Annotated in this window: 22 protein-coding genes and 1 other RNA gene; 14 read left to right on the top strand and 9 right to left on the bottom strand. The window is 61.9% G+C overall.

The annotated features are described in order from the left end of the window. Positions 1-189 precede the first annotated feature (189 nt). Both H621_RS0105360 and H621_RS27735 read left to right on the top strand, forming a co-directional pair. Positions 190-822, top strand: a complete 633-nt coding sequence (locus H621_RS0105360) for a gamma-glutamylcyclotransferase (RefSeq protein ID WP_028942377.1) — start codon at positions 190-192, stop codon at positions 820-822. A gap of 151 nt (positions 823-973) precedes the next feature. Next, complete coding sequence (locus H621_RS27735) at positions 974-1,588, top strand: energy transducer TonB (protein WP_167332093.1); 615 nt, start codon at positions 974-976, stop codon at positions 1,586-1,588. A gap of 20 nt (positions 1,589-1,608) precedes the next feature. Here H621_RS27735 and H621_RS0105350 read toward each other — a convergent pair whose 3' ends face one another. Next, the gene (locus tag H621_RS0105350; RefSeq protein WP_028942376.1) at positions 1,609-2,586 is read right to left on the bottom strand and encodes an NADPH:quinone oxidoreductase family protein; all 978 of its coding nucleotides are present in this window, start codon (positions 2,584-2,586) and stop codon (positions 1,609-1,611) included. Positions 2,587-2,742: 156 nt separating this feature from the next. Between H621_RS0105350 and H621_RS0105345 the strand changes: the two genes are divergently transcribed. Further along, positions 2,743-3,147, top strand: coding sequence for a flagellar basal body-associated protein FliL (locus tag H621_RS0105345; protein ID WP_028942375.1), 405 nt, complete (start codon positions 2,743-2,745; stop codon positions 3,145-3,147). Positions 3,148-3,159: 12 nt separating this feature from the next. Here the strand turns inward: H621_RS0105345 and H621_RS0105340 are convergent, their stop codons facing one another. The 4 genes from H621_RS0105340 to H621_RS0105325 form a co-directional block, all read right to left on the bottom strand. After that, positions 3,160-4,278 carry an ABC transporter permease gene (locus H621_RS0105340; RefSeq protein WP_028942374.1) on the bottom strand — a complete coding sequence of 373 codons (1,119 nt, stop codon included), beginning with the start codon at positions 4,276-4,278 and terminating at the stop codon, positions 3,160-3,162. After that, the gene (gene rbbA / locus H621_RS0105335; RefSeq protein WP_028942373.1) at positions 4,278-7,001 is read right to left on the bottom strand and encodes a ribosome-associated ATPase/putative transporter RbbA; all 2,724 of its coding nucleotides are present in this window, start codon (positions 6,999-7,001) and stop codon (positions 4,278-4,280) included. The genes H621_RS0105340 and rbbA overlap by 1 nt, the downstream gene beginning before the upstream one ends. Further along, on the bottom strand, positions 6,998-7,957 hold the full coding sequence (locus H621_RS0105330; RefSeq protein ID WP_028942372.1) for an HlyD family secretion protein: 960 nt from the start codon (positions 7,955-7,957) through the stop codon (positions 6,998-7,000). The genes rbbA and H621_RS0105330 overlap by 4 nt, the downstream gene beginning before the upstream one ends. Before the next feature lie 93 nt (positions 7,958-8,050). After that, entirely contained in the window at positions 8,051-8,500 is a 450-nt protein-coding gene (locus H621_RS0105325) for an EVE domain-containing protein (protein ID WP_028942371.1), read from the bottom strand. Positions 8,501-8,680: 180 nt separating this feature from the next. Between H621_RS0105325 and H621_RS28705 the strand changes: the two genes are divergently transcribed. Then, positions 8,681-8,821 (top strand): hypothetical protein, encoded by a 141-nt coding sequence (locus tag H621_RS28705; RefSeq protein ID WP_165392175.1) that lies wholly within the window; start codon positions 8,681-8,683, stop codon positions 8,819-8,821. A gap of 17 nt (positions 8,822-8,838) precedes the next feature. Here the strand turns inward: H621_RS28705 and H621_RS0105315 are convergent, their stop codons facing one another. The 4 genes from H621_RS0105315 to H621_RS0105305 all read right to left on the bottom strand — a co-directional run bounded on the left by H621_RS0105315 (position 8,839) and on the right by H621_RS0105305 (position 10,248). Next, complete coding sequence (locus tag H621_RS0105315) at positions 8,839-9,447, bottom strand: 5-formyltetrahydrofolate cyclo-ligase (protein WP_028942370.1); 609 nt, start codon at positions 9,445-9,447, stop codon at positions 8,839-8,841. Positions 9,448-9,528: 81 nt separating this feature from the next. Next, positions 9,529-9,706: non-coding RNA, 6S RNA (gene ssrS, locus H621_RS27945), on the bottom strand. 18 nt (positions 9,707-9,724) lie between these two features. Next, positions 9,725-10,042 carry a cell division protein ZapA gene (locus H621_RS0105310; RefSeq protein ID WP_028942369.1) on the bottom strand — a complete coding sequence of 106 codons (318 nt, stop codon included), beginning with the start codon at positions 10,040-10,042 and terminating at the stop codon, positions 9,725-9,727. Further along, positions 10,039-10,248, bottom strand: coding sequence for a TIGR02449 family protein (locus H621_RS0105305; RefSeq protein ID WP_028942368.1), 210 nt, complete (start codon positions 10,246-10,248; stop codon positions 10,039-10,041). Before H621_RS0105305 ends, H621_RS0105310 begins: the two co-directional genes overlap by 4 nt. A 152-nt stretch (positions 10,249-10,400) precedes the next feature. On the opposite strand from H621_RS0105305, the gene H621_RS0105300 reads away from it, so the two are divergent. The 10 genes from H621_RS0105300 to gcvP all read left to right on the top strand — a co-directional run bounded on the left by H621_RS0105300 (position 10,401) and on the right by gcvP (position 22,640). After that, the gene (locus tag H621_RS0105300) at positions 10,401-10,955 is read left to right on the top strand and encodes a YecA/YgfB family protein (RefSeq protein ID WP_028942367.1); all 555 of its coding nucleotides are present in this window, start codon (positions 10,401-10,403) and stop codon (positions 10,953-10,955) included. Between the two features lie 24 nt (positions 10,956-10,979). Further along, on the top strand, positions 10,980-12,314 hold the full coding sequence (gene pepP, locus H621_RS0105295) for a Xaa-Pro aminopeptidase (protein WP_028942366.1): 1,335 nt from the start codon (positions 10,980-10,982) through the stop codon (positions 12,312-12,314). Then, on the top strand, positions 12,311-13,504 hold the full coding sequence (gene ubiH / locus H621_RS0105290) for a 2-octaprenyl-6-methoxyphenyl hydroxylase (RefSeq protein WP_028942365.1): 1,194 nt from the start codon (positions 12,311-12,313) through the stop codon (positions 13,502-13,504). The genes pepP and ubiH overlap by 4 nt, the downstream gene beginning before the upstream one ends. 2 nt (positions 13,505-13,506) lie before the next feature. Continuing rightward, entirely contained in the window at positions 13,507-13,989 is a 483-nt protein-coding gene (locus H621_RS0105285; protein ID WP_028942364.1) for a DUF4442 domain-containing protein, read from the top strand. Positions 13,990-13,998: 9 nt separating this feature from the next. Then, a complete protein-coding gene (locus tag H621_RS0105280; RefSeq protein WP_167332094.1) occupies positions 13,999-15,216 on the top strand; it encodes a 2-octaprenyl-3-methyl-6-methoxy-1,4-benzoquinol hydroxylase in 1,218 nt (405 codons plus the stop codon). A 101-nt stretch (positions 15,217-15,317) separates the two neighbouring features. Beyond that, positions 15,318-16,319, top strand: coding sequence for an extracellular solute-binding protein (locus H621_RS0105275; RefSeq protein ID WP_028942362.1), 1,002 nt, complete (start codon positions 15,318-15,320; stop codon positions 16,317-16,319). A gap of 108 nt (positions 16,320-16,427) precedes the next feature. Next, positions 16,428-18,050, top strand: a complete 1,623-nt coding sequence (locus tag H621_RS0105270; RefSeq protein WP_028942361.1) for an ABC transporter permease — start codon at positions 16,428-16,430, stop codon at positions 18,048-18,050. 123 nt (positions 18,051-18,173) lie between these two features. Continuing rightward, on the top strand, positions 18,174-19,256 hold the full coding sequence (gene gcvT, locus H621_RS0105265) for a glycine cleavage system aminomethyltransferase GcvT (RefSeq protein ID WP_028942360.1): 1,083 nt from the start codon (positions 18,174-18,176) through the stop codon (positions 19,254-19,256). A gap of 45 nt (positions 19,257-19,301) precedes the next feature. After that, on the top strand, positions 19,302-19,685 hold the full coding sequence (gene gcvH, locus H621_RS0105260; RefSeq protein WP_028942359.1) for a glycine cleavage system protein GcvH: 384 nt from the start codon (positions 19,302-19,304) through the stop codon (positions 19,683-19,685). Positions 19,686-19,766: 81 nt separating this feature from the next. Beyond that, positions 19,767-22,640, top strand: coding sequence for an aminomethyl-transferring glycine dehydrogenase (gene gcvP, locus H621_RS0105255; protein ID WP_028942358.1), 2,874 nt, complete (start codon positions 19,767-19,769; stop codon positions 22,638-22,640). Positions 22,641-22,669: the final 29 nt, after the last annotated feature.

The raw sequence follows: 22,669 nt of genomic DNA, 5'->3' as shown, positions 1-22,669 counted from the left end.
CAATGCAAATAACGTTCGCTACACTTGAAACAACACCCGGTTGTTAGCTCAAAGCCCTATTGCAGGGCGCTTCCGGGGCGAAGTGAGGCGTGTGTTGAATTCGCAATCTGCTGTACGGTAAGTACGCGGATAACGTATTCGTTTAGCGTGACTCACTCCAGTAGTTCACGAGGAGTTCTGGCGGCAGCTATGTCGGCGATCGAAACTGCATCTTTGAATGTGGCCTATCCTCCGTTGCTCGACTTTGGACAGCAACTGTCCCAGGAGCAACTTAGACTTTCGGTTCATCACACCATGTCCCGTCACCAGGGTGGCCCGGTCTGGTTGTTTGCCTATGGGTCGCTGATCTGGCGCCCGGAATGCAATGCAGCCGAGCGTCGGCGCGCCAGGGTACATGGTTACCATCGGGGTCTTTACTTGTGGTCCCACGCGCATCGGGGCACCCCGGAGTGCCCAGGCCTGGTCTTCGGCTTGGACCGTGGCGGTTCCTGCAGTGGTTTCGCCTACCGCTTGCCAGACGACTGCCTTGAAGAGTCCCTGCTGGCCCTGTGGCAGCGTGAAATGCCCTACCCGGCGTATCGGCCGCACTGGCTCAATTGCCGCCTTGATGACGGTACCAAGGTCCAGGCCCTGGGCTTTGTGCTGGAGCGACACCTGCCGTGTTACGCCGGCAACTTGCCAGACAACTTGCTCAGCATGATTTTCGCCAACGCCAAGGGGCGTTATGGCAGTACCCGCGACTATGTCGAACAAACGCTCAATGCCCTGCGCAGCCATGCCATGCCTGATCGCAATCTGGAGGCCCGGTTCAAGCGGTTGTGACTGACGGATCGGGATCGCGGGGCAAGCCCTCCATACAAGATAATGAGAATTGTTACTTCGTCTGGAGGGCTCTGGCACGCTATTATCGCGCCTTTCGTATTTTTCGGACAGGCTAGGATCAAGGATGAAATGGTTTGCGGTTTTGCTATTGATGGCAGCAGGAATAGCGCAGGCGGATGTAGGGCTGGAGTTTGAAAAGAAGGTCGTTCCGGTCTATCCCGCCGAGATGCGCAAGGCGACTATTACCGGTTCCGTCAAAGTCGGTTTTCGGGTCATGGCCGATGGTACGGTCACTGATGTGAAGGTCATTCGAAGCAGTGAACCCGCCTTTGCCAATGCTGCCCTGGAAGCCGTTCGCCAATGGCGCTTCAAACCCTGGACTGTCTCCAAAGAGAACCCGGCATTTCTCGATGTGCGCAACGATCTGCATTTTCGTCTGAACGACAAGAAAGAGTGGTGGGACATCTATGAGCGCGCCGGCTTGGTGCTCAAGACCTGCAAGCAGTTCAACGAGGAAGTGGCGCTGTACCGCAAGGATGATCCGACCCGGTCGCTCGACGACATGGAAACCACGCTGGTATCGGTTCGCATGATGTCGAGCTTCAACGTCGATGGTGTCACCAGCTACAAAGAGTCGCGGGCCACCGCCGAGTCCTTCCAGAAGGCACTTCCCGGCATCATGAAGAAGTGCGAGACCTACCCAGGTGTCGACTTTGTCGATGTCTGGCCGGCCGCCTTGCGTGAACGCCTGATCCAGCGGCTGTAACGCCGCTGGAAGGCCACGGGTCAGCGAGTGGTGACGACCAGCTTGCCGACGGCCCGGCGCTGGCCCAGCGTATCGATGGCAGCCCCGGCTTCGGCCAACGGAAACGTGTGCGATACCAGCGGCTTGAGTTTGCCCTCGGCGAACCAGGCAAACAGTTGCTTGAAGTTCGCCGCATTGTCTGCAGGCTGGCGCTGGGCAAACGCACCCCAGAACACGCCGATCACCGCCGCTCCCTTGAGCAGTACCAGGTTCACCGGCAGCTCGGGGATGCGGCCGCTGGCAAAGCCCACCACCAGCAAGCGGCCGCTCCAGGCAATACCACGCACCGCCTGGTCGAACAGGTCGCCGCCGACCGGGTCGTAGATCACATCGGCGCCGTTGCCCCCGGTCAGGCGTTTGATTTCGTCCTTGAGGCTGTGCTCGCTGTAGTTGATCAGCTCATCGGCACCTGCTGCCTTGGCCACGGCAAGCTTCTCGGCGCTGCTCGCTGCTGCAATGACTCGCGCGCCCATGGCCTTGCCGATCTCCACTGCCGCAAGTCCCACACCCCCCGAGGCACCCAGCACCAGCAAGGTTTCGCCGGCCTGGAGCTGACCGCGCTGCTGCAAGGCATGCATCGAGGTGCCGTAGGTCATGCCGAAGGCGGCGGCCTGGGTGAAGTTCATCTGAGGCGGAATGGGCAGCACGTTGTAGGCCGGTACCGCCACCTGCTCGGCAAAACTGCCCCAGCCCGTGAGGGCCATGACCCGGTCACCAACCTTGAGATCGCTGACTTTTTCGCCCACCGCACTGACTACCCCCGCGGCTTCGCCTCCCGGAGAGAAAGGCAGCGGCGGTTGGAACTGGTACTTGCCCTCGATGATCAGGGTGTCGGGAAAGTTGACCCCGGCCGCATGCACATCCAACAGGATTTCGTTCTTCTTCGGGACGGGACTGGCAACCTCTTCCAGGACCAGGTTCTGCGCCGGGCCGAGGGTTTTGCACAACACTGCTTTCATCGGGACTATTCCTTTGCGCGTAGTGGCCGATAAGTGTAGGTGGGTCAGTTGCCGGGTCAACGAGCATGGCCCGCCCTGATAGGCCGGCATAAGCCCGGGCTTGGGATTGACCGGTGCGCTGGGTATGCTGGCGCCAACTGTTTGAGGAGCGAATTCGTGAAAGCGTGGATCTTGATGGTACTGGCCCTGATGCTGCCGATGGTGGCCATGGCCGAAGAAGCCAAGGAAGGAGTGCCGAAGGTCTCCTACATCTCGCTGAGCCCACCCTTTGTCGGCAACTACGCCCTTGATGGCAGCCCGAAGCTGCGCGTGTACAAGGCTGACGTGGCCCTGCGGGTCAACAGTGATGCGGCGGCCGCTGCGGTGCGCCACCACGAGCCATTGATCCGCAACCAGTTGGTGGCACTGTTCACCCAGCAGAACCTGGAAAGCCTGAGCAATGTCGAGTCCAAGGAAAAGCTGCGCCAGGAAGCTTTGAAGCAGGTTCAACAGGTGCTCGAGACCGAAGAAGGCAAGCCGCTGGTGGATGACCTGCTGTTCAACAACCTGATCGTCCAGTAGGCCGCTTCAGGTCTAGGACGTCAGGCTGCGGCGGAAGCGTCCCAGGGCAACTGCGAAAAACGCCAGGCCGATGGCGGCCAGGGCCAGTATGTCGGGCCAGACTACGCTCAGTCCGGCGTCACGGAACAAAATGGCGGCGCTCAGGCTGACGAAGTGGGTCGAAGGCGAGAGCTGCATGACCCATTGCAGCCATTGCGGCATGCTGTCCAGCGGTGTGCTGCCACCCGACAGCAACAGCATGGGGATGATCACCGGAATGGCCAGCAGGCCGAACTGCGGGGTCGAGCGGGCCAGTGTGGCGAGGAAGATGCCTAGCGACGTGCTGGCAAACAGATAGAGCGCCGTGACCGCCAGGAACAACCCCAGGGACCCTGCCAGCGGCACGCCCAGGGCACCTTTTACCACCACCTCCAACGACACCCAGGTACACAGCACCACCACCAGGGCGTTGCTGCCGATCTTCGCCAGCATGATTTCCAGCGCCGTCAGCGGCAGCACCAGCAGGTGATCGAGTGTGCCGTGTTCGCGTTCGCGCAGTAGCGCCGTGCCGGTCAGGACTATGGCCAGGATGGTGATGTTGTTGACGATCTGGATCACTGCCAGGAACCAGCCGCCTTCCAGGTTTGGGTTGAACAGTGCTCGGGGACTGATCAGCGCCGGGGTGTTGCTGGTGGCTGAACCCTGGTTGGCATAGTCGAGTAGCTCGCGTTCGAAAATCCGCCCGATGTACCCGGCGCCCATGAAGGCCTGGCTCATTGCCGTGGCGTCGACATTGACCTGCAACTCCGGGGAACGCCCTGCCAGCAGGTCAGTCTGGAAATTCACCGGGACGTTGATCACGAAGGTGTACAGGCCACTGTCCATGGCGTTGTCGAGCTGGTCGTAGGCCAGGGTTGCGGCCGGTTGGAACTCCGGAGGCTGAAGTGCCTCGGCAAGCTTGCGGGAAAGCTGGCTGTGATCTTCGTCCACGACGGCAACACTGGCGTTGTGTACGCCGATGATCGAGCCGGCCGCTGGCATATAGATCGCCACGCTGAAGGCATAGAGCAGAAACAGCAGCAGTACGCTGTCGTGGCGCAGGCTGGTCAGCTCCTTGAGGCCCAGGCGCAGAGTGTGTGCCAATCGATGCATCAGGCCTCCTGCTTCTTGAGCATAGCCAGGCTCAAGCCGGTAAAGCCGAGGAAGAACCCCAGCAGTGCCAGGCACTGTGGCCACAGCTCACGTAGGCTCAGGGCCTTGGTGAAGGTGCCGACGGCGATGTCGAGAAAGTAGCCGGCCGGAAAGAGCTGCCCCATCAGCGCCGCCGAGCCGTCGAGCGACGAGCGCGGGACGATCAGGCCGGAGAACTGGATGGTCGGCAGGCTGGTGATGATCATGGTGCCGAGAATCGCGGCGATCTGGGTGCGGGTGAACGCCGAGATCAGCAAGCCCAGGCTGGTGGTCGCCAGCAGGTACAGGAACCCGCCCAGGGCCAGGGTCAGGGCACTGCCTTTGAACGGCACGCCGAACAACCAGCGGTTCATGGCCACCAGTAACGCCAGGTTGACCAGGCTGATCGCCAGGTATGGCGCTTGCTTGCCGAGCAGGAACTCCAGGCGGGTCAAGGGTGTTGCGTAGAAGTTGGTGATCGACCCGAGCTCTTTTTCGCGCACGATGCCCAGGGCCGTGAGCATGGCCGGAATGAACGCCAGGATCAGCGCCATGACCCCGGGGCCGATGGCGTTGACGCTGACCACGTCCTGGTTGTAGCGAAAGCGGGTTTCCAGGCGTACCGGGGATTGTCCGGGCACGGCGTTGCTGCTCAGGGCGGCGAGTTGTTCAAGGTTGGCCTGATGCACGGCCTCGACATAGTTGCGGCTGGTCTCGGCGCGAAACGGCATGCCGCCATCGAGCCAGGCGGCTACCACCGGTTGCCGCCCTGCGTGCAGGTCGCGGCCAAAGCCGGGGGGAATCTCCAGGGCCAGTTTGATTTCCGAGCGCTGCAGGCGCTTGTGCAATTGTGCCGAGTCGCGAATAGGTGGTTGCTCTTCAAAGTAGCGCGAGCCGCGGAACGCCTCCAGGTAGGCCCGGCTTTGCGGGCTTTGATCCTGGTCGTAGACGGCGAAGGCGAGGTTCTCGACGTCCAGTGAAATGCCGTAGCCGAAAATCACCATCATGAACAATGCACCTGCCAGGGCGAACGCCAGGCGCACTTTGTCGCGCAGCAGTTCCTTGCCTTCGCGGGTGGCCACGGCGAACAGGCGCTTGATGCTGAAGCCCTGGCGCAGCGCTGAGGGCACTGCGCCAGGTGGGGTTTCGAGCGGGGTGGTTGTGTCGGGCGTACTGCTCGCGCCTTGTGCGTGCTCAAGACAGGTGACGAAAGCGTCTTCCAGCGTGGCGCCGGCAAACTGCTGTTGCAGGGCGGCGGGGGTGTCACAGGCCAGCACCTTGCCGGCGTGCATCAGGGAGATGCGGTCGCAGCGCAAGGCTTCGTTCATGAAGTGGGTGGACAGGAAGATAGTCACGCCCTGGTCCCGCGATAATTCGATCAGCAAGCGCCAGAAGTCGTCGCGGGCAGCTGGGTCGACGCCTGATGTCGGTTCGTCGAGGATCAGCACTTCAGGCCGGTGCAGCACTGCCACTGCCAGCGACAGGCGCTGGCGCAACCCCAAAGGCAGGGCGCCGGATTGCTGGTCGGCGATTTCGCCCAGGTCGAAGCGCTCGATCAGTTCGGCGATGCGCGGCGCGCTTTCGGCCTTGGGCAGATCGAACAGGCGCGCGTGCAGCTCCAGGTTCTGGCGCACGCTGAGTTCGCCATACAGCGAGAAACTCTGGGACATGAAGCCGACACGCTTGCGCGTGGCCAGGTCCTTGGCATCGACCGGACGGCCCAACAACGTGGCGCTGCCTTCGCTGGCGGGCATCAGGCCGGTGAGCACTTTCATGGTGGTGGTCTTGCCGCATCCGTTGGAACCGAGAAAGCCGAAGATTTCACCGCGACCGATGGCAAAGCTGACCTTGTTCACCGCAGTGAAGTCGCCAAAGCGCAAGGTCAGTTCGTGCGCTTCGATGGCAATGGTGGCATCGCCTTCGGGCCGGGGTGGGATTTGCAGGGGTTGTGCGTTGTGGGCGCTGTCGCCCTGGAAGTGGGTGAAGGCATCATCCAGCTTGCCGCTGGGGGTGACGCTGGCAAGGGTCTGGCTCAGGCCCGAGGCGATCAGCTTGCCGCGATCGAGCATCAGGCAGTGTTCGAATTGCTCGGCCTCTTCCATGTAGGCGGTGGCGACCAGCAGCGTGAGTTGCGGTCGCTCCTCGCGAACCTGCTCGACCAGCTCCCAGAAGCGTCGACGTGACAACGGGTCTACCCCGGTGGTCGGTTCGTCGAGGATCAACAGATCCGGCTCGTGGATCAGGGCACAACACAAACCGAGCTTTTGTTTCATGCCGCCCGATAGTTTCCCCGCCGGGCGGTCGGCAAAGCGCGCAAGGTCGGTTGCCAGCAGCAGGCCGTGCATGCGCTGCTCGCACTCGGCCGTGCTCAGTCCGAACAGGGTGGCAAAGAAGCGGATGTTTTCGCTGATCGAAAGCTCAGGGTAGAGGTTGCCACCCAGGCCCTGGGGCATGAAGGCGATGCGTGGGTACAGGCTGTTGCGATGGCGCCGTTTGCGAATCGAGCCGCCCAGCACCGAGAGCTCGCCGTCTTGCAGCTTTTTCACCCCGGCGATCAGGCCGAGCAGGCTGGACTTGCCAGCACCGTCCGGGCCGATCAGGCCGCAGCGGGTGCCGGCGGGAAGATCGAAGGTGATATCCAGCAGGGCATCCAGCTTGCCGTAGCGGTGGCTGATGCCCGCGGCTTGAAGCGCAAGCGCATTCATTGCAGATTGGCCGGCCAGTCCACTTCAGCGGTGCGCACATAACCTGCCCCGGGCATGCCGGGCTTGGCTTGCGGCACGGCGCTGGGCTCGGTCAGGCGCAGCTTGACCCGGAACACCAGTTTTTGCCGCTCGTCGCGGGTTTCCACCTGCTTGGGAGTGAACTGGGCCTTGGCAGCTACAAAGGTTATTTTGGCCGGCAGGGCTTTTTCCGGCAGGGCGTCGAGCACCACGCGGGCCTGGTCGCCTACGGTCAGGCGACCTGTGGTGGACGCGGGCAGGTAGAGGTTCATGTACTGATCGTTCGGGTCGATCAGCATCAGCACGCGACCACCGGCACCGAGTACTTCGCCAGGTTCGGCCAGGCGCAGCTGAATGACGCCATCAATGGGGGCGCGCAGGCTGGCGTCGTCGATCTCGCTGGTGAGTTGGGCTACCTGGGCTTGGGCAGCACCGATGGCTGCCTTGATTGCGGCCAGCTGGGCGCGTGCTGCAACCACGGCGGAATTGGCGGTGTCGTAGCGAGCCTGTTGTTGATCGAGCAACTGCTGGCTAGCGTATTTGCGCTGGAAGATTTCCCGAACCCGCTTGAGTTCCTGGCTGGCCAGCAACAGCTCGCTCTGGCGCAGTTGCACGTTGGCCTGGGCGGCGGAGTAGTTTTCCTGGGCGCGCAGCACTTCGGCCTCGGCCTGGTTGCGTTGCGCTTCGAGGGTGCGGGTATCGATACGTGCCAGCAACTGGCCCTTGCCGACTGTGTCGCCTTCGTCGACCAGCACTTCGGCCAGGCGGCCGGGAATCTTGCTGGCAATCTGCACTTCGGTGGCTTCGAGTCGGCCGTTGCCCATGCTCAGGCCGTCGGGCAGGCGATCATGCAACGACTTCCAGTAGCCCAGGCCACCAGCGGCCAGGAGCAAGGCGATCAAGGCGCCGGCGAAGAGTTTCGGGGTATGTTGGCTCATCAGTCTGCATCCTGCTGCATTCGCGTCAGATTGTGACGCGGCACCGGTCCTGGTGCGTTGATGTTCGTCAAATGTGCGGCAATCCTACCCGGTTTAACGCAAAGCGAGTACTGCGGCCCATTGTTCAGGGGTAACAGGCATCACCGACAGGCGGCTGCCTTTTTGTACCAGGGGCAGTTCAGCCAGGGCGGCCTGCTGTTTCAGGTAACCGAGACCGAGGACTTTGCTGAAGGTTTCGACGTGGGCTACATCGACGGCGCTCCAAGGGTTCTTCTCGTCATTGGCCTTGGCGTCGAAATAATGGCTTTGCGGATCCAGCGCGGTCGGGTCGGGGTAGGCTGCCGCGCTGATGCGGGCAATGCCGGCGATACCCGGCTCGGGGCAGCTGGAGTGGTAGAAGAAAAACTGGTCACCCACTGCCATGCTGCGCAAGAAGTTACGCGCCTGGTAGTTGCGAACGCCGTCCCAGCGCGCTTCTTTCAGGCGCGCCAGATCCTTGATCGACAGTTCATCTGGCTCGGATTTCATCAGCCAATAGGCCATGGATGTTGCTCCTGACAAAATTTGTAATAACCTCTTTTCTCAAACCGACGGTCGGTTGGCGTCAAGGTTTGCGTGTTGCCGCAGGTTGTCGGAGAATGCGCCCATTTTAAGCTTGACGCTGCTGCAACCATTAAAAAACGTTGCTGACAACGTGATCAGTTTGCCTTAGGGGGGCAATCGATGAATCGCAAACCGGACTTGCTCTGGATTCTGGTATTTCTGTTCGGTTTGGGTGTTGTCACTACCGGTTATGCGCAAAGCCTTTGGGAACGCAAGCTCGACGCCCCTTACGAAATGCCGGTCAATCCGCAACAGCGTTAATCGCCTTGCTGGCGCCTTCAGGAAGGCGCCAGGTACCAGGCACGGTCCGATACCGTGCCTTGCAACGGTACATCCCAACTGGCCTGGGCCAGCTTTTCGACCTTCTGACACTCATGGGCCAGGCCCAGCAGCAACGGCTTTTTCCAGGCCTTGCGGCGTGCCTGATAGGCCAGGCTTCGATCATAGAAGCCACCGCCCATGCCCAGTCGTCCTCCCACTTCATCAAATCCCACCAGCGGTAGCAGGATCAGGTCCAGCGCCCAGATCGGACGCTGCCGAGCCAGGCTGATGTGCGGTTCCGGAATGTGGAAGCGGTTCGGTCGCAGCTTTTCACCGGGCTCGATACGCTGGAAGACCATTTTGCTCTTCGGCCAGGCGTGCAGAACCGGCAGATAAGTACGCTTGCCACGACGCTGTGCTTCGCGCAGCAGCAGGCGCGGGTCGATCTCGCAGTCGTTGGGCAGGTAGAGGGCGATGTGCCGGGCGCGGCGGAAGAGGGGGTGCTGGGCCAGTTGACGATACAGGCCTTGCGCGGCCTGACGTTGCTGGGCCGGGCTCAAGGCTCGACGGGCATCACGTAGTAGGCGGCGAAGCTGGGGGCGGGTGAGCGGCGCGGTGTCGGTCATGGCACAGGCGTTCCCAGAGAGGGCTGTCACGCTTGGGTGACAGCTCGGTTGCCCGCTGGATGGCGCGAGCAGAGGTAATTCAGGCTCCCCGACGAACCGCTGTCGGTGTAGCCCTTGAACCCGAAAGTTCAAGGTGGAGATTGCAGGAGGCGTTAAGGCTTTCCGTCAAGCGGACATGCACACCGGCCCCACGTGCAACCCCCGTGGTTGTGCGTATCGGCTCAGGGACATGACCGACTGGCAAGCACTCCAGGGAGTGGCGCCAGTATACTGAAACTCAACTGGTTTTTGTATCCGCATCGTCGGTCAGCGCCTGGTCGACACGATCGAGCAGGTCACGCACCTGTTCACGGGTCGCGCCACCGGCGGGTGCTTCGGGGCGTTCCTGGTTGTGCAGCAGGTCGTGGGTAATGTTCAACGCCGCCATCACGGCGATACGGTCGGCGCCGATCACCTTGCCGCTGCTGCGGATCTCGCGCATCTTGCCATCGAGGTAGCGGGCTGCACTGACCAGGTTGCTGCGCTCTTCGGGCGGGCAGATGATCGAATACTCTTTGTCGAGGATCTGAACGGTGACGCTATTGCTTGAACTCATGAGTCTTGCTCCAGGGCCTTGAGCCGCGAAATCATCGATTCGACCTTACGCCGGGCGATTTCGTTTTTTTCGATGAGGTGGGCGCGCTCCTCGCGCCAGGACTTTTCCTGAGCTAATAGGAGTGCATTTTGCCGTTTTAGTTGCTCGACTCGCTCAATCAGCAGTTCGAATCGGCCCATCAGCGTTTGCAGATCGTTCTCTTGCATTGGTTGCCACTCGATTCGGTCTGGCGGGTGGTTACCCGGATTATGCCCCGGCCTGCCCCGAGTTGGCCGCGTCGATGGTCTTGGCGCGCCTGCCGGTGCTAGGATACAAGGTCTTCATTCTAGTCATTGCGCCGTCTGGCGCCTAGTTGCCCATGCCCAATACCAATTCGCCGTACACCGCCTTCGCCACCTTGCTCAACAACAATGGGCATCCTGTTTCCCCTGCCGAACTGCACGGGCTGTTGCTCGGGCGCAGCTGTGCAGGGGCGGGCTTCGATGCCGAGGGCTGGTTGGCTGACGCCGCTCAGCTGCTCGAGGTCGAACCTTCTGACAACGTTCGTAACGCTTTGATCGGCCTGCAGGAAATGGTCAAGGGCGAACTCACCAGCGACGATATCACTGTCGTGCTGTTGTTGCCCGGTGACGAGTTGCCCCTGACCGATCGTGCTGCCGCGCTGGGCCAATGGTGCCAGGGGTTCATTTCCGGATTCGGCCTGAACGCCGGCGGCAAGGAACTGAGCACTGAGGCGAAGGAAGTGCTGCAGGACCTGGTCGCTATTTCCCAGGTGCAAGACGCCCTGGAAGAATCCGAAGACGGCGAAAACGACTATATGGAAGTAATGGAGTACCTGCGCGTCGCTCCCCTGCTGCTGTACACGGAGCTGGCCAAGCCAGTCGAGCCTGCAGCCAAACCGTCGCTGCACTGATTCTACAGAGGGGCCCACCTGCCCATGAGCCATATCCCCAAGTCGGAATACGCCCGTCGACGCAAGGCGCTGATGGCGCAGATGGAGCCCAACAGCATTGCCATATTGCCTGCCGCCGCAGTTGCCATTCGCAACCGTGACGTTGAGCATGTATATCGACAGGACAGCGATTTCCAGTACCTGAGCGGCTTTCCCGAGCCTGAAGCGGTAATTGCCCTGATCCCCGGCCGTGAGCACGGTGAATATGTACTGTTCTGCCGCGAGCGCAATCCGGAGCGCGAACTCTGGGATGGCCTGCGCGCGGGCCAGGAAGGCGCGATCCGCGACTTCGGCGCCGATGACGCCTTTCCCATTACCGATATCGACGACATCCTGCCCGGCCTGATCGAAGGCCGCGACCGGGTCTATTCGGCCATGGGCAGCAACCCCGAGTTCGATCGCCACCTGATGGAGTGGATCAACGTGATCCGCTCCAAGGCCCGGCTCGGTGCCCAGCCGCCGAACGAATTCGTTGCCCTGGATCATTTGCTTCACGACATGCGCCTGTATAAATCGGCAACTGAAGTGAAAGTGATGCGCGAGGCCGCCGAGATCTCCTCCCGCGCCCATGTGCGGGCCATGCAGGCCTGTCGCGCGGGCTTGCGCGAGTACAGCCTGGAGGCAGAGCTGGACTACGAGTTTCGCAAGGGCGGGGCGAAGATGCCGGCCTATGGTTCGATCGTTGCTGCCGGACGCAACAGTTGCATTCTTCACTATCAGGAGAACGATGCACTGCTCAAGGACGGCGACCTGGTGTTGATCGACGCCGGGTGCGAGATCGATTGCTACGCCAGCGACATCACCCGCACCTTCCCGGTCAGCGGGCGGTTTTCGCCGGAGCAGAAGGCAATCTACGAGCTCGTGCTCAAGGCTCAGGAAGCAGCATTCGCGGTCATCGCCCCAGGCAAGCACTGGAACCACGCCCATGAGGCTACGGTCCAGGTGATCACCGAAGGGCTGGTGGAGCTTGGCCTGCTCAAGGGCAAGGTCGAGGAACTGATCGAGAGCGAGGCCTATCGGGCCTTCTATATGCACCGCGCCGGGCACTGGCTGGGCATGGATGTACATGATGTCGGCGAATACAAGGTGGGTGGTCAGTGGCGGGTGCTTGAACCCGGCATGGCCCTGACCGTGGAACCGGGCATCTACATCGGTGCCGACAACCAGAGTGTCGCAAAGAAGTGGCGTGGCATTGGTGTACGTATCGAGGATGACGTAGTGGTAACCAAGCAGGGCTGTGAAATCCTGACCTCCGGCGTGCCGAAAGCGGTCGCCGAAATCGAAGCCTTGATGGCTGCCGCGCGTAGTGTCGCGGCATGAATCGAGTAAACCTGGCAATTATCGGTGGTGGCCTGGTTGGCGCAAGCCTGGCCCTGGCCTTGCAGGCCGGTGCCAAGGCGCGTGGCTGGAGCATTCTGCTGATCGAACCCTTCGCGCCGGGCGATACCTACCAGCCAAGTTATGACGCACGCTCCTCGGCGTTGTCCTTTGGTACTCGCCAGATCTACGAACGCCTGGGCCTTTGGCAGCAGATCAGCCGCCGCGCCGAACCGATCCGGCAGATCCAGGTGTCCGACCGTGGCCGCTTCGGCTCCACACGCCTCGATGCGCTGGAAGAGGGCGTCCCGGCCCTGGGTTACGTGGTAGAGAACGCCTGGCTCGGCCAGTGCCTGTGGAAAGGCCTGGATGCCGACGTGGTCAGTTGGCGTTGCCCGGCGCAAGTAACGGCCATGCAGGCCCTCGAAGATGGCTATCGGCTGTCGCTCGATGATGACACCACCGTTGAGTGCGACCTGGCAGTCCTGGCCGATGGCGGCCGCTCCGGTCTGCGTGAACAACTGGGCATTCATGTCAGCCAGCGCCCGTACAACCAGAGCGCGCTGATCGCCAATATCACCCCGAGCGAAGCCCATTGCGGGCAGGCGTTCGAGCGCTTCACCGATGAAGGCCCGATGGCCCTTCTGCCGTTGCCGGAAAACCGCTGTGCGTTGGTCTGGACCCGCGCCGGCATGGACGCAAAGCGCCTGGCAGAGCTGGACGAGCGCAGCTTCTTGTCCGAGTTGCAGGACGTGTTTGGCTATCGCCTGGGCACGTTGCGCCAGGTCGGTGCGCGGCATTTGTATCCCTTGTCGCTGGTTGAAGCACAGGAACAGGTGCGCTCGCACCTGGTCGTGCTGGGCAATGCCGCTCACAGCCTGCACCCGATCGCCGGGCAAGGCTTCAACCTGTCGCTGCGCGATGTGCAGTCGCTGGCTGAAGGGCTGTTGGCAGGCCCGGCGGTCCCCGGTGATTTCGCCACCCTGCAGGCTTACCGCGAGCGTCAGCGTCTGGACCAGGACCTGACGGTGGGCTTCTCCGACCGCGTTACCCGGTTGTTCGGCAGCGCGCAGCCGTTGGTGGCTGCCGGACGTAACCTGGGGCTGCTGGGGCTTGATCTGTTGCCGCCGGCCAAACGCTGGTTCGCCCGTCAGGCCATGGGCCTGGGAACTCGTCCGGACCCGCGGAGCTAAGCATGAGCGATTCGCGAAAACTGGCACGGCGTGCGCGCATGCTGCGCTGGCTGCTGAATGTGTACCCGCCCTACATTGGCGCCGGTATCCGCGTGCAGAGCATCAGCCCTGACCTGCGCCAGGTGAAGGTGCGCATGGGCTTGCACTGGTTCAACCGCAACTATGTCCATACCCAGTTCGGCGGCAGCCTGTATTCGATGGTCGATCCGTTCTACATGCTGATGCTGATGGAACTCCTGGGCCGCGAGTACATCGTCTGGGACAAGGCCGCCAGCATCGACTTCATTTCACCGGGCAAAGGCCCGGTATTTGCCGAGCTGTGTATTGATGACGACTTGCTGACCGATATTCGCGAACACACCGCAGGCGGCAAGAAATACCTGCCACGACTTCAGGTCGATATCCGAGATGCTGCCGGCGAGCTGGTGGCACGGGTCGACAAAACCCTTTATGTGCGGCTCAAGCCGCAAGCGAGACAGGCTTAAGGCATGGAAATGCGCGCAGATCTGTTGATTGTCGGTGCCGGTATGGTCGGCAGCGCCCTGGCCCTGGCATTGCAGCACAGCGGCCTGGAGATACTCCTGCTTGATGGCAGCCCGCTGTCGATCAAACCCTTCGATGATCAGTCTGCCTTCGAACCGCGCGTCAGCGCCCTGTCGATGGCCAGCCAGCGCATCCTCGAGCGGGTGGGGGCCTGGCAGGGCATCAGCGACCGACGCTTGAGCCCCTACTCGGACATGCGTGTATGGGATGGCAGTGGCACCGGCCAGATCCATTTTTCGGCCGCCAGTGTGCATGCCGAAGTACTGGGGCACATTGTCGAGAACCGGGTGGTGCAGGACGGATTGCTCGAACGCCTGCACGACAGCGAGATCGGTTTGCTGGCCAACGCGCGCCTGGAGCAGATGCGTCGTTCGGGTGACGAGTGGCTGCTGACACTCGCCGATGGCCGCACCTTGCGTGCGCCACTGGTCATCGCCGCCGATGGTGCCAACTCTGCAGTGCGGCGCCTGACCGGTTGCGAAACCCGCGAGTGGGATTATCTGCATCATGCCATCGTCACCAGCGTGCGCTGCGCCGAGCCGCACCAGGCCACGGCCTGGCAGCGTTTCACTGATGACGGTCCGCTGGCCTTCTTGCCGCTGCTGCGCGATGGCCAGCAAGACTGGTGCTCGATTGTCTGGTCGACCACGCCGGAGCAGGCCGAACACCTAATGGGCCTGCCCGACGAAGCTTTCTGTGCCGAACTCGAGCGCGCCTTCGAAGGCCGACTCGGCGCTGTGTTGCAGGCCGACCCTCGGGTCTGCGTGCCGTTGCGCCAGCGTCATGCCAAGCGTTACGTGGCCGAGGGCCTGGCCCTGATCGGCGATGCCGCCCACACTATCCATCCGCTGGCCGGGCAGGGCGTCAACCTGGGCTTTCTCGATGCCGCGGTGCTGGCCGAGGAACTGCAGCATGCCTATGAGCGTGGCGAGCGGTTGGCCGACGTACGTGTGCTGAGCCGCTACGAGCGCCGTCGCATGCCACACAACCTCGCACTGATGGCAGCCATGGAAGGTTTTGAGCGCCTGTTCCAGGCTGACCCGCTGCCGTTGCGCTGGTTGCGCAACAGTGGTCTGAAATGGGTGGAGCAACTGCCCGAGGCCAAGGCACTGTTCGTTCGCCAGGCCATGGGCTTGACCGGTGATCTGCCGGATCTGGCACGCGCTTGAGGCCTGGTAACATCTGGTAACTCCTCCCCGGTGAGTTCGGTTGAGAAGGCAAATGGGATTAACTACCATTTGCGCCTCTATTTATCTCCGAGGACTGCACCATGTTGCCACGCAAGCACGTATTGGCCGCCCTGGCTCTGACCCTGTTGGGCGGCACTGCCCAGGCGGCAGACGAGGTGGTGGTGTATTCCTCGCGCATCGACGAGTTGATCAAGCCGGTGTTCGATGCCTACACCGCCAAGACGGGCGTGAAGGTGAAGTTCATCACCGACAAGGAAGCGCCGCTGATGCAGCGCATCAAGGCTGAAGGCCAGAATGCCACAGCCGACCTGCTGCTCACCGTCGACGCCGGCAACCTCTGGCAGGCCGAGCAGATGGGCATTCTGCAGCCGATCAAGTCCGATGTTATCGACGCCAACATTCCCAAGCAGTACCGTGCCTCGTCCCACGACTGGACCGGCCTGAGCCTGCGCGCCCGGACCATCGCCTACTCCACCGAACGGGTCAAGCCAGAAGAGCTGAGCACCTATGAAGCCCTGGCCGACAAGAACTGGGAAGGTCGCCTGTGCCTGCGTACGGCGAAGAAGGTCTACAACCAGTCGTTGACTGCCACCCTGATCGAAACCCACGGTGAGAAGAAAACCGAGGAAATCATCAAGGGCTGGGTCAACAACCTGTCCACCGATGTGTTCTCCGACGATACCGCGCTGTTGCAGGCCATCAATGCCGGCCAGTGCGATGTCGGTATCGTCAACACCTACTACTACGGTCGCCTGCACAAACAAGACCCGAAGCTGGCGGTCAAGCTGTTCTGGCCCAACCAGGCTGACCGCGGTGTCCACGTAAACCTCTCGGGTATCGGCCTGACCAAGTACGCCCCGCATCCGGAAGCCGCCAAGAAGCTGGTGGAGTGGATGACCGGTGAAGAAGCCCAGAAGCTTTTCGCCGATGTGAACCAGGAATTCCCGGCCAATCCGAAAGTGAAGCCCTCGGAAGAAGTTGCCGCCTGGGGTTCGTTCAAGGCCGACTCCATTCCGGTGGAAATCGCTGGCAAGCGCCAGGCTGAAGCGATTCGCTTGATGGATCGGGCTGGCTGGAACTAAGCGCAAGGCTTTATCCTTCATGAGGCCGCTCCTGCATCTGCAGGAGCGGCCTTGTGCCGCCTGATGGGATCGCGGGGCAAGCCCGCTCCTACAACCGAGATTTTTGTTTTGGCTCACCCCGCCCAACGTCGCTGGTATCCCCTGGTTTTTGTCATTGCTGCCCTGGTGCTGCTGCCCCTGAGCGTGCTGCTGTTGTCCTGGCAGTCGGTCGACATGCAGATCTGGTCGCACCTGCTGGACACCCAGATGAGCCGCCTGTTGGGCAACACCCTGACCCTGATTGTCGGTGTGGGCATGGGCGTTACCGTGCTCGGCGTGAGCCTGGCCTGGCTCACCAGCCTCTGCGAATTCCCCGGGAGACGCTGGTTGGACTGGGCGCTGATGCTGCCGTTTGCCATCCCTGCGTACGTGCTGGCGTTCGTTTTTGTCGGACTGCTGGATTTTGCCGGACCGGTGCAGACCCTGATGCGCGAGTGGTTCGGCCCCATGCGCTTGCCACGGGTGCGCTCCACCGGTGGGGTGATCATTGTCCTGGTGCTGGTGTTCTACCCCTACGTCTACTTGCTGGCACGCACCGCGTTCATGGCCCAGGGTAAAGGCTTGATGGAGGCGGCGCGGGTGCTGGGGCACTCGCCCTTGCAGGCGTTCTGGCGGGTGGCAATGCCCATGGCCCGCCCTGCCATCGGTGCGGGTGTTGCCTTGGCATTGATGGAGACGCTGGCGGATTTCGGCGCCGTCTCGGTGTTCAACTTCGACACCTTCACCACCGCGATCTACAAGACCTGGTATGGCTTCTTCAGCCTTTCCAGTGCGGCTCAACTTGCCAGTCTGTTGCTGTTGGTGGTGATGCTGGTGCTGTATGGCGAGCGTCGCGCGCGTGGCGCGGTGCGTGGCAGTAATGAGCGGCCAAGGGGCAAGGCGTTGTACCACCTGCGTGGTGTCAAGGCGCTGGCTGCCAGTGGCTGGTGCTTGCTGGTGTTCGCCTGCGCGTTTGTCATTCCGGTCATCCAGTTGCTGGTGTGGTTCTGGCAGCGGGGGCGGTTTGACCTGGATGAGCGGTATGCCGCCCTGATCCTGCATACCCTCTACCTGGGGGCGATGGCGGCGTTGATCACCGTGTGTGTGGCGCTGGTGCTGGCCTTTGCCCGGCGCCAGGCGCCGACCACGGCCATCGGCGCCGGTGTCGGCCTGGCCAACCTCGGGTATGCGCTGCCAGGCTCGGTACTGGCTGTGTCGATCATGTTGGCGTTCAGCTACCTCGACAACCACTTGGTCGTCCCGCTCTCGAATTGGCTGGGCGGCGCAGGCAGGCCATTGCTGCTGGGGAGTCTGTTCGCGCTGTTGCTGGCCTACCTGGTGCGCTTCATTGCTGTCGCCTACGGCCCGCTGGAAAACAGCCTGGACCGGATCAGGCCGTCGCTGCCCGAGGCTTCCCGCAGCCTTGGTGTCAGTGGTCCAAGATTGTTTTTCAAGGTGTATCTGCCGTTGCTGGTACCCGGGGCCTTGAGTGCAGCCTTGCTGGTGTTCGTCGATGTGCTGAAGGAAATGCCCGCGACTTTGCTGATGCGCCCGTTCGGCTGGGATACCCTGGCGGTGCGTGTGTTTGAAATGACCAGCGAAGGCGAGTGGGCGCGGGCTTCGCTGCCTGCCCTGACGCTGATCCTGGTCGGTCTGTTGCCGGTCATCGGTCTGATTCGACGTTCAGCCAGGCACATCGGTCAAACGCGCTGAAGGGTGTAAGCCTTCCAGCTTGCAGCTACAATGCGCGGCATTCGCTGCGGTCGGTCCTACAGACCAGGTAGCTGCAATGCTGCCTTCAGCCGCTAGCTTCGCCACGCCCGGAAGGAGAAACCCATGGGACAGCGTACGCCTCTTTATGACCTGCACTTGGCGCTAGGCGCCAAGATGGTCGATTTTGGCGGTTGGGACATGCCCCTGCATTATGGCTCGCAAGTCGAGGAGCACCATCAGGTGCGCCGTGACTGTGGGGTGTTCGATGTCTCCCATATGACCGTGATCGATGTTCAAGGCGCGCAGGCCGAAGTCTGGTTGCAGCACCTGCTGGCCAACGATGTCGGTCGTCTGAACGAACCTGGCAAAGCCCTGTACAGCACCATGCTCGACGAACAAGGCTTTGTGATCGATGACATGATTGTCTACCGCTGCGATGACGGTTATCGCCTGGTGGTCAACGCCTCGACCCGCGACCAGGACATGGCTTGGCTCAATGCCTGCAAAGGCAGCTACGAGGTCGAGCTGCATGAGCGTCCGGAGCTGGCCATTCTTGCTATCCAGGGGCCCGAAGCCAGGACCAGGGTCGCTGAACTGGTCAGCGCGGCGCGCTCCGCGCTGATCCGCGATCTCAAGCCCTTTGAAGGTCGTGCCGAAGGTGACTGGTTTGTCGCTCGCACCGGCTACACCGGTGAAGATGGCCTGGAAATAATCCTGCCCGCCTTGCAGGCGCCGGCGTTCTTCAACGACCTGGTGGGCGCGGGCATTGCCCCCAGCGGCCTGGGCGCGCGCGATACCTTGCGTCTCGAAGCGGGCATGAACCTGTACGGCCAGGACATTGACCAGGCCCATACCCCCCTGACCTCCAACCTTGGCTGGAGCATCGCCTGGGAGCCGGCCGGTCGTGACTTCATTGGCCGCAATGGTTTACTGGCGGAAATCGAGCACGGCGTCGAGCAGAAACTCGTCGGCCTGGTGCTCGAGGAGCGTGGCGTACTGCGTGCCCATCAAGTGGTGCGCGTGAACGGTATTGGCGAAGGAGAGATCACCAGTGGTAGTTTCTCCCCTACGCTGAGCAAATCGATCGCGCTGGCGCGGGTGCCGATGGCAACCGCCGATCGTGCCGAGGTGGAAATTCGCGGCAAGTGGTACCCGGTGCGGGTGGTCAAGCCGACCTTCGTGCGCCATGGCAAGATTCTGATCTGAACCTATTCTGGCGGGCTTACCGCTGACCCTATCGAGGACAACAAGATGAGCAATATCCCCGCCGACCTGCGTTTTGCCGAGAGCCACGAGTGGGCCAAGCTGGAAGCCGATGGCAGCGTGACCGTCGGCATCAGCGACCACGCCCAGGAAGCCCTGGGTGACGTGGTGTTCGTCGAACTGGCGGAAATCGGCAAGGTGTTCGCCGCAGGGGATGCAGCCGGCGTGGTCGAGTCGGTCAAGGCAGCCTCGGATATCTACGCGCCGGTCAGCGGCGAAGTGATCGCGGTGAACGAGGCGCTGGCCGACAGCCCCGAGTCGCTGAACAGCGACCCCTATGCCAGCTGGATCTTCAAGCTCAAGCCGAGCGACAAGGCCGAACTGGACAAACTGCTCGACGCCGCCGGCTACAAAGCTGCCATCGGCGAATAGTTTTCACACAAAGCGGCAATCTCTTCCTAGACTCAATATGCCTCGACTGGTCGGGGCTTGGTCTAGGAAGAGAGAGCCGCTATGTCCCAGTCGCCGTCCCTGAGCCAACTGCACGACCCCAATCCTTTCCTGCGTCGCCACCTGGGCCCCGATGCCCCGGAGCAGCAGGCCATGCTCGAGGCTCTTGGCCTGGGCAGCCGTCGCGAACTGATCGAGCAGACCGTCCCGCCGGGTATTCGCCTGAATCGAGCGCTGGACCTGCCTGCCGCCCTGGATGAACAGGCCGCCCTGAACAAGCTCAGGGGCTACGCCGAACAGAACCAGGTGTGGACCAGCCTGATCGGCATGGGCTACCACGGCACGATCACGCCGACCGTCATTCTGCGCAACGTCCTTGAGAACCCGGGCTGGTACACCGCCTACACGCCTTACCAACCGGAAATTGCCCAGGGTCGTCTGGAAGCCTTGCTGAATTTTCAGCAAATGATCATCGACCTCACGGGGCTCGACCTGGCCAATGCCTCCTTGCTCGATGAGGCAACAGCCGCCGCCGAAGCCATGGCCCTGGCCAAGCGCATGGCCAAGTCGAAAAGCAATGTGTTCTTTGCCGATGAACATTGCCACCCGCAAACACTTTCGGTGTTGCAGACCCGCGCCGAGGGTTTTGGCTTCGAGCTGGTCGTCGATTCCGTGGATAACCTCGGCAACTACCAGGTGTTCGGGGCGTTGCTGCAGTACCCCGATACCCACGGCGAGATCCGCGACCTGCGCCCGCTGGTGGAGCAACTGCACAAACAGCAGGCCCTGGCCTGCGTGGCCGCCGACGTGTTGAGCCTGCTGATGTTGAGCCCACCGGGCGAGCAGGGCGCCGATGTGGTGTTGGGGTCATCGCAACGCTTTGGTGTTCCCATGGGCTTTGGTGGGCCCCACGCGGCCTACTTTGCCTGTCGCGATGAGTTCAAGCGGGCCATGCCCGGACGCATCATCGGCGTCTCCAAGGATGCCCGGGGCAACGTGGCGCTGCGTATGGCGCTGCAAACGCGCGAGCAGCATATCCGCCGCGAGAAGGCCAATTCCAACATCTGTACCGCGCAAGTGCTGCTGGCCAACATTGCCGCGTTCTATGCGGTCTATCACGGCCCGGAGGGCTTGCTGCGCATTGCCCAGCGGGTGCATGCATTGACCTTCATCCTGGCTGCAGGCCTTGAGAGCAAGGGTATCAAGCGCGTCAACGAACACTTCTTCGACACCTTGACCCTGGACGTCGGTGGCAGCCAGACAGCGATCATCGAAAGCGCCGAGGCGGCGCAGATCAACTTGCGCATACTCGGGCGCGGTCACCTGGGTGTCAGCCTCGACGAAACCTGCGATGAAGCCACCGTGCTGCGCCTGTTCGATATTTTCCTGGGCGCAGACCACGGCCTGGATATCGCCAGCCTCGATGCCCTGGCATTGCCCGAGGGCATTCCCGCCGCGCTGGTGCGCCGCTCCGCGTTCCTGACCCATCCAGTGTTCAATCTGCATCACAGCGAAACCGAGATGCTGCGTTATCTCAAACAGTTGGAGAACAAGGACCTGGCGCTGAACCAGTCGATGATTCCACTGGGCTCCTGCACCATGAAACTCAACGCCAGCAGCGAGATGATCCCGATTACCTGGCCAGGCTTTGCCCACGTGCATCCCTTTGCCCCTGCGGCACAGGCGCAGGGCTACAAAGCCATGATCGATGAGCTTGAGGCCTGGCTGTGTGCGATCACCGGCTTCGATGCCATTTGCATGCAGCCCAACTCCGGCGCCCAGGGCGAGTACGCCGGGCTGATGGCCATCGCCAAGTATCACCGCAGTCGTCACCAGCCCCAGCGCGATATCTGCCTGATTCCCTCGTCGGCCCACGGCACCAACCCGGCTTCGGCGCAGATGGCGGGCATGCAGGTGGTGATCGTCGAGTGCGACGAAGCAGGTAACGTCGACCTGGCCGACCTCAAGGCCAAGGCGCAGGCGGCCGGCGAGCGCCTGTCGTGTTTGATGGCGACCTATCCGTCGACCCACGGGGTGTATGAGGAGGGCATCAGTGAAATCTGCGAGGTTATCCACAAGCAGGGTGGCCAGGTGTACATGGACGGGGCCAACCTCAATGCTCAGGTGGGGTTGACCCGACCCGCCGATATCGGCGCCGATGTGTCACACATGAACCTGCACAAGACCTTTTGCATTCCTCACGGCGGTGGTGGACCGGGCATGGGGCCGATCGGGGTGCGGGCACACCTGGCACCGTTCGTGGCCAGCCATCCGGTAGTCCCGGTTCCCGGTCCCGATCCACAGAACACTGCCGTCAGTGCCGCCCCCTGGGGTAGTGCGAGCATTCTGCCGATCAGCTGGATGTATATCGCCATGATGGGCCCGCAACTGGCGGATGCCAGCGAGGTGGCGATTCTTTCGGCCAATTACCTGGCAGAGCAGTTGGGCGGGGCTTTCCCGGTGCTGTACCGCGGGCGCAACGCGCGAGTGGCCCATGAGTGCATCCTCGATCTGCGACCGTTGAAGGCGCTGACCGGAATTACCGAGGAGGATGTGGCAAAGCGGCTGATGGACTACGGCTTTCATGCACCGACCATGTCGTTTCCGGTGCCGGGCACCTTGATGGTCGAGCCGACCGAAAGCGAGTCGAAGGCCGAACTGGATCGCTTTGTCGAAGCAATGCTTTGCATTCGTGCAGAAATTCGTGAAGTGCAGGACGGCGGCTGGCCGGCAGAAGACAATCCGCTCAAGCATGCGCCGCATACTCTGGCGGATGTACTGGGGGTATGGGAGCGTCCGTATAGCATCGCCCAGGGTATTGCGCCCAGCAACCACGTGCGCTTGCACAAATACTGGCCGGCGGTGAACCGGGTCGACAACGTGTTTGGTGACCGGAACTTGTTCTGTGCGTGTGTGCCGGTGGAGGACTATCGTTGATCGCTCCCGCAGGCCCACTGGGACATATG

Origin of the sequence: Pseudomonas vranovensis DSM 16006, from assembly GCF_000425805.1 — a bacterium.
Classification (GTDB): Bacteria; Pseudomonadota; Gammaproteobacteria; order Pseudomonadales; family Pseudomonadaceae; genus Aquipseudomonas; species Aquipseudomonas vranovensis.
This window is presented reverse-complemented; position numbering and strand designations above follow the sequence as displayed.

Coding starts and splice junctions, on each gene's coding strand:
- gcvH (WP_028942359.1), top strand. CDS start 19,302: ATGAGCAATATCCCCGCCGACCTGCGTTTTGCCGAGAGCCACGAGTGG.
- H621_RS0105315 (WP_028942370.1), bottom strand. CDS start 9,447: ATGACCGACACCGCGCCGCTCACCCGCCCCCAGCTTCGCCGCCTACTA.
- H621_RS0105340 (WP_028942374.1), bottom strand. CDS start 4,278: ATGCATCGATTGGCACACACTCTGCGCCTGGGCCTCAAGGAGCTGACC.
- H621_RS0105325 (WP_028942371.1), bottom strand. CDS start 8,500: ATGGCCTATTGGCTGATGAAATCCGAGCCAGATGAACTGTCGATCAAG.
- H621_RS0105300 (WP_028942367.1), top strand. CDS start 10,401: ATGCCCAATACCAATTCGCCGTACACCGCCTTCGCCACCTTGCTCAAC.
- H621_RS0105285 (WP_028942364.1), top strand. CDS start 13,507: ATGAGCGATTCGCGAAAACTGGCACGGCGTGCGCGCATGCTGCGCTGG.
- gcvP (WP_028942358.1), top strand. CDS start 19,767: ATGTCCCAGTCGCCGTCCCTGAGCCAACTGCACGACCCCAATCCTTTC.
- H621_RS0105310 (WP_028942369.1), bottom strand. CDS start 10,042: ATGAGTTCAAGCAATAGCGTCACCGTTCAGATCCTCGACAAAGAGTAT.
- ubiH (WP_028942365.1), top strand. CDS start 12,311: ATGAATCGAGTAAACCTGGCAATTATCGGTGGTGGCCTGGTTGGCGCA.
- H621_RS0105360 (WP_028942377.1), top strand. CDS start 190: ATGTCGGCGATCGAAACTGCATCTTTGAATGTGGCCTATCCTCCGTTG.
- H621_RS0105330 (WP_028942372.1), bottom strand. CDS start 7,957: ATGAGCCAACATACCCCGAAACTCTTCGCCGGCGCCTTGATCGCCTTG.
- H621_RS27735 (WP_167332093.1), top strand. CDS start 974: ATGGCAGCAGGAATAGCGCAGGCGGATGTAGGGCTGGAGTTTGAAAAG.
- H621_RS28705 (WP_165392175.1), top strand. CDS start 8,681: ATGAATCGCAAACCGGACTTGCTCTGGATTCTGGTATTTCTGTTCGGT.
- pepP (WP_028942366.1), top strand. CDS start 10,980: ATGAGCCATATCCCCAAGTCGGAATACGCCCGTCGACGCAAGGCGCTG.
- H621_RS0105275 (WP_028942362.1), top strand. CDS start 15,318: ATGTTGCCACGCAAGCACGTATTGGCCGCCCTGGCTCTGACCCTGTTG.
- H621_RS0105350 (WP_028942376.1), bottom strand. CDS start 2,586: ATGAAAGCAGTGTTGTGCAAAACCCTCGGCCCGGCGCAGAACCTGGTC.
- H621_RS0105305 (WP_028942368.1), bottom strand. CDS start 10,248: ATGCAAGAGAACGATCTGCAAACGCTGATGGGCCGATTCGAACTGCTG.
- H621_RS0105280 (WP_167332094.1), top strand. CDS start 13,999: ATGCGCGCAGATCTGTTGATTGTCGGTGCCGGTATGGTCGGCAGCGCC.
- rbbA (WP_028942373.1), bottom strand. CDS start 7,001: ATGAATGCGCTTGCGCTTCAAGCCGCGGGCATCAGCCACCGCTACGGC.
- gcvT (WP_028942360.1), top strand. CDS start 18,174: ATGGGACAGCGTACGCCTCTTTATGACCTGCACTTGGCGCTAGGCGCC.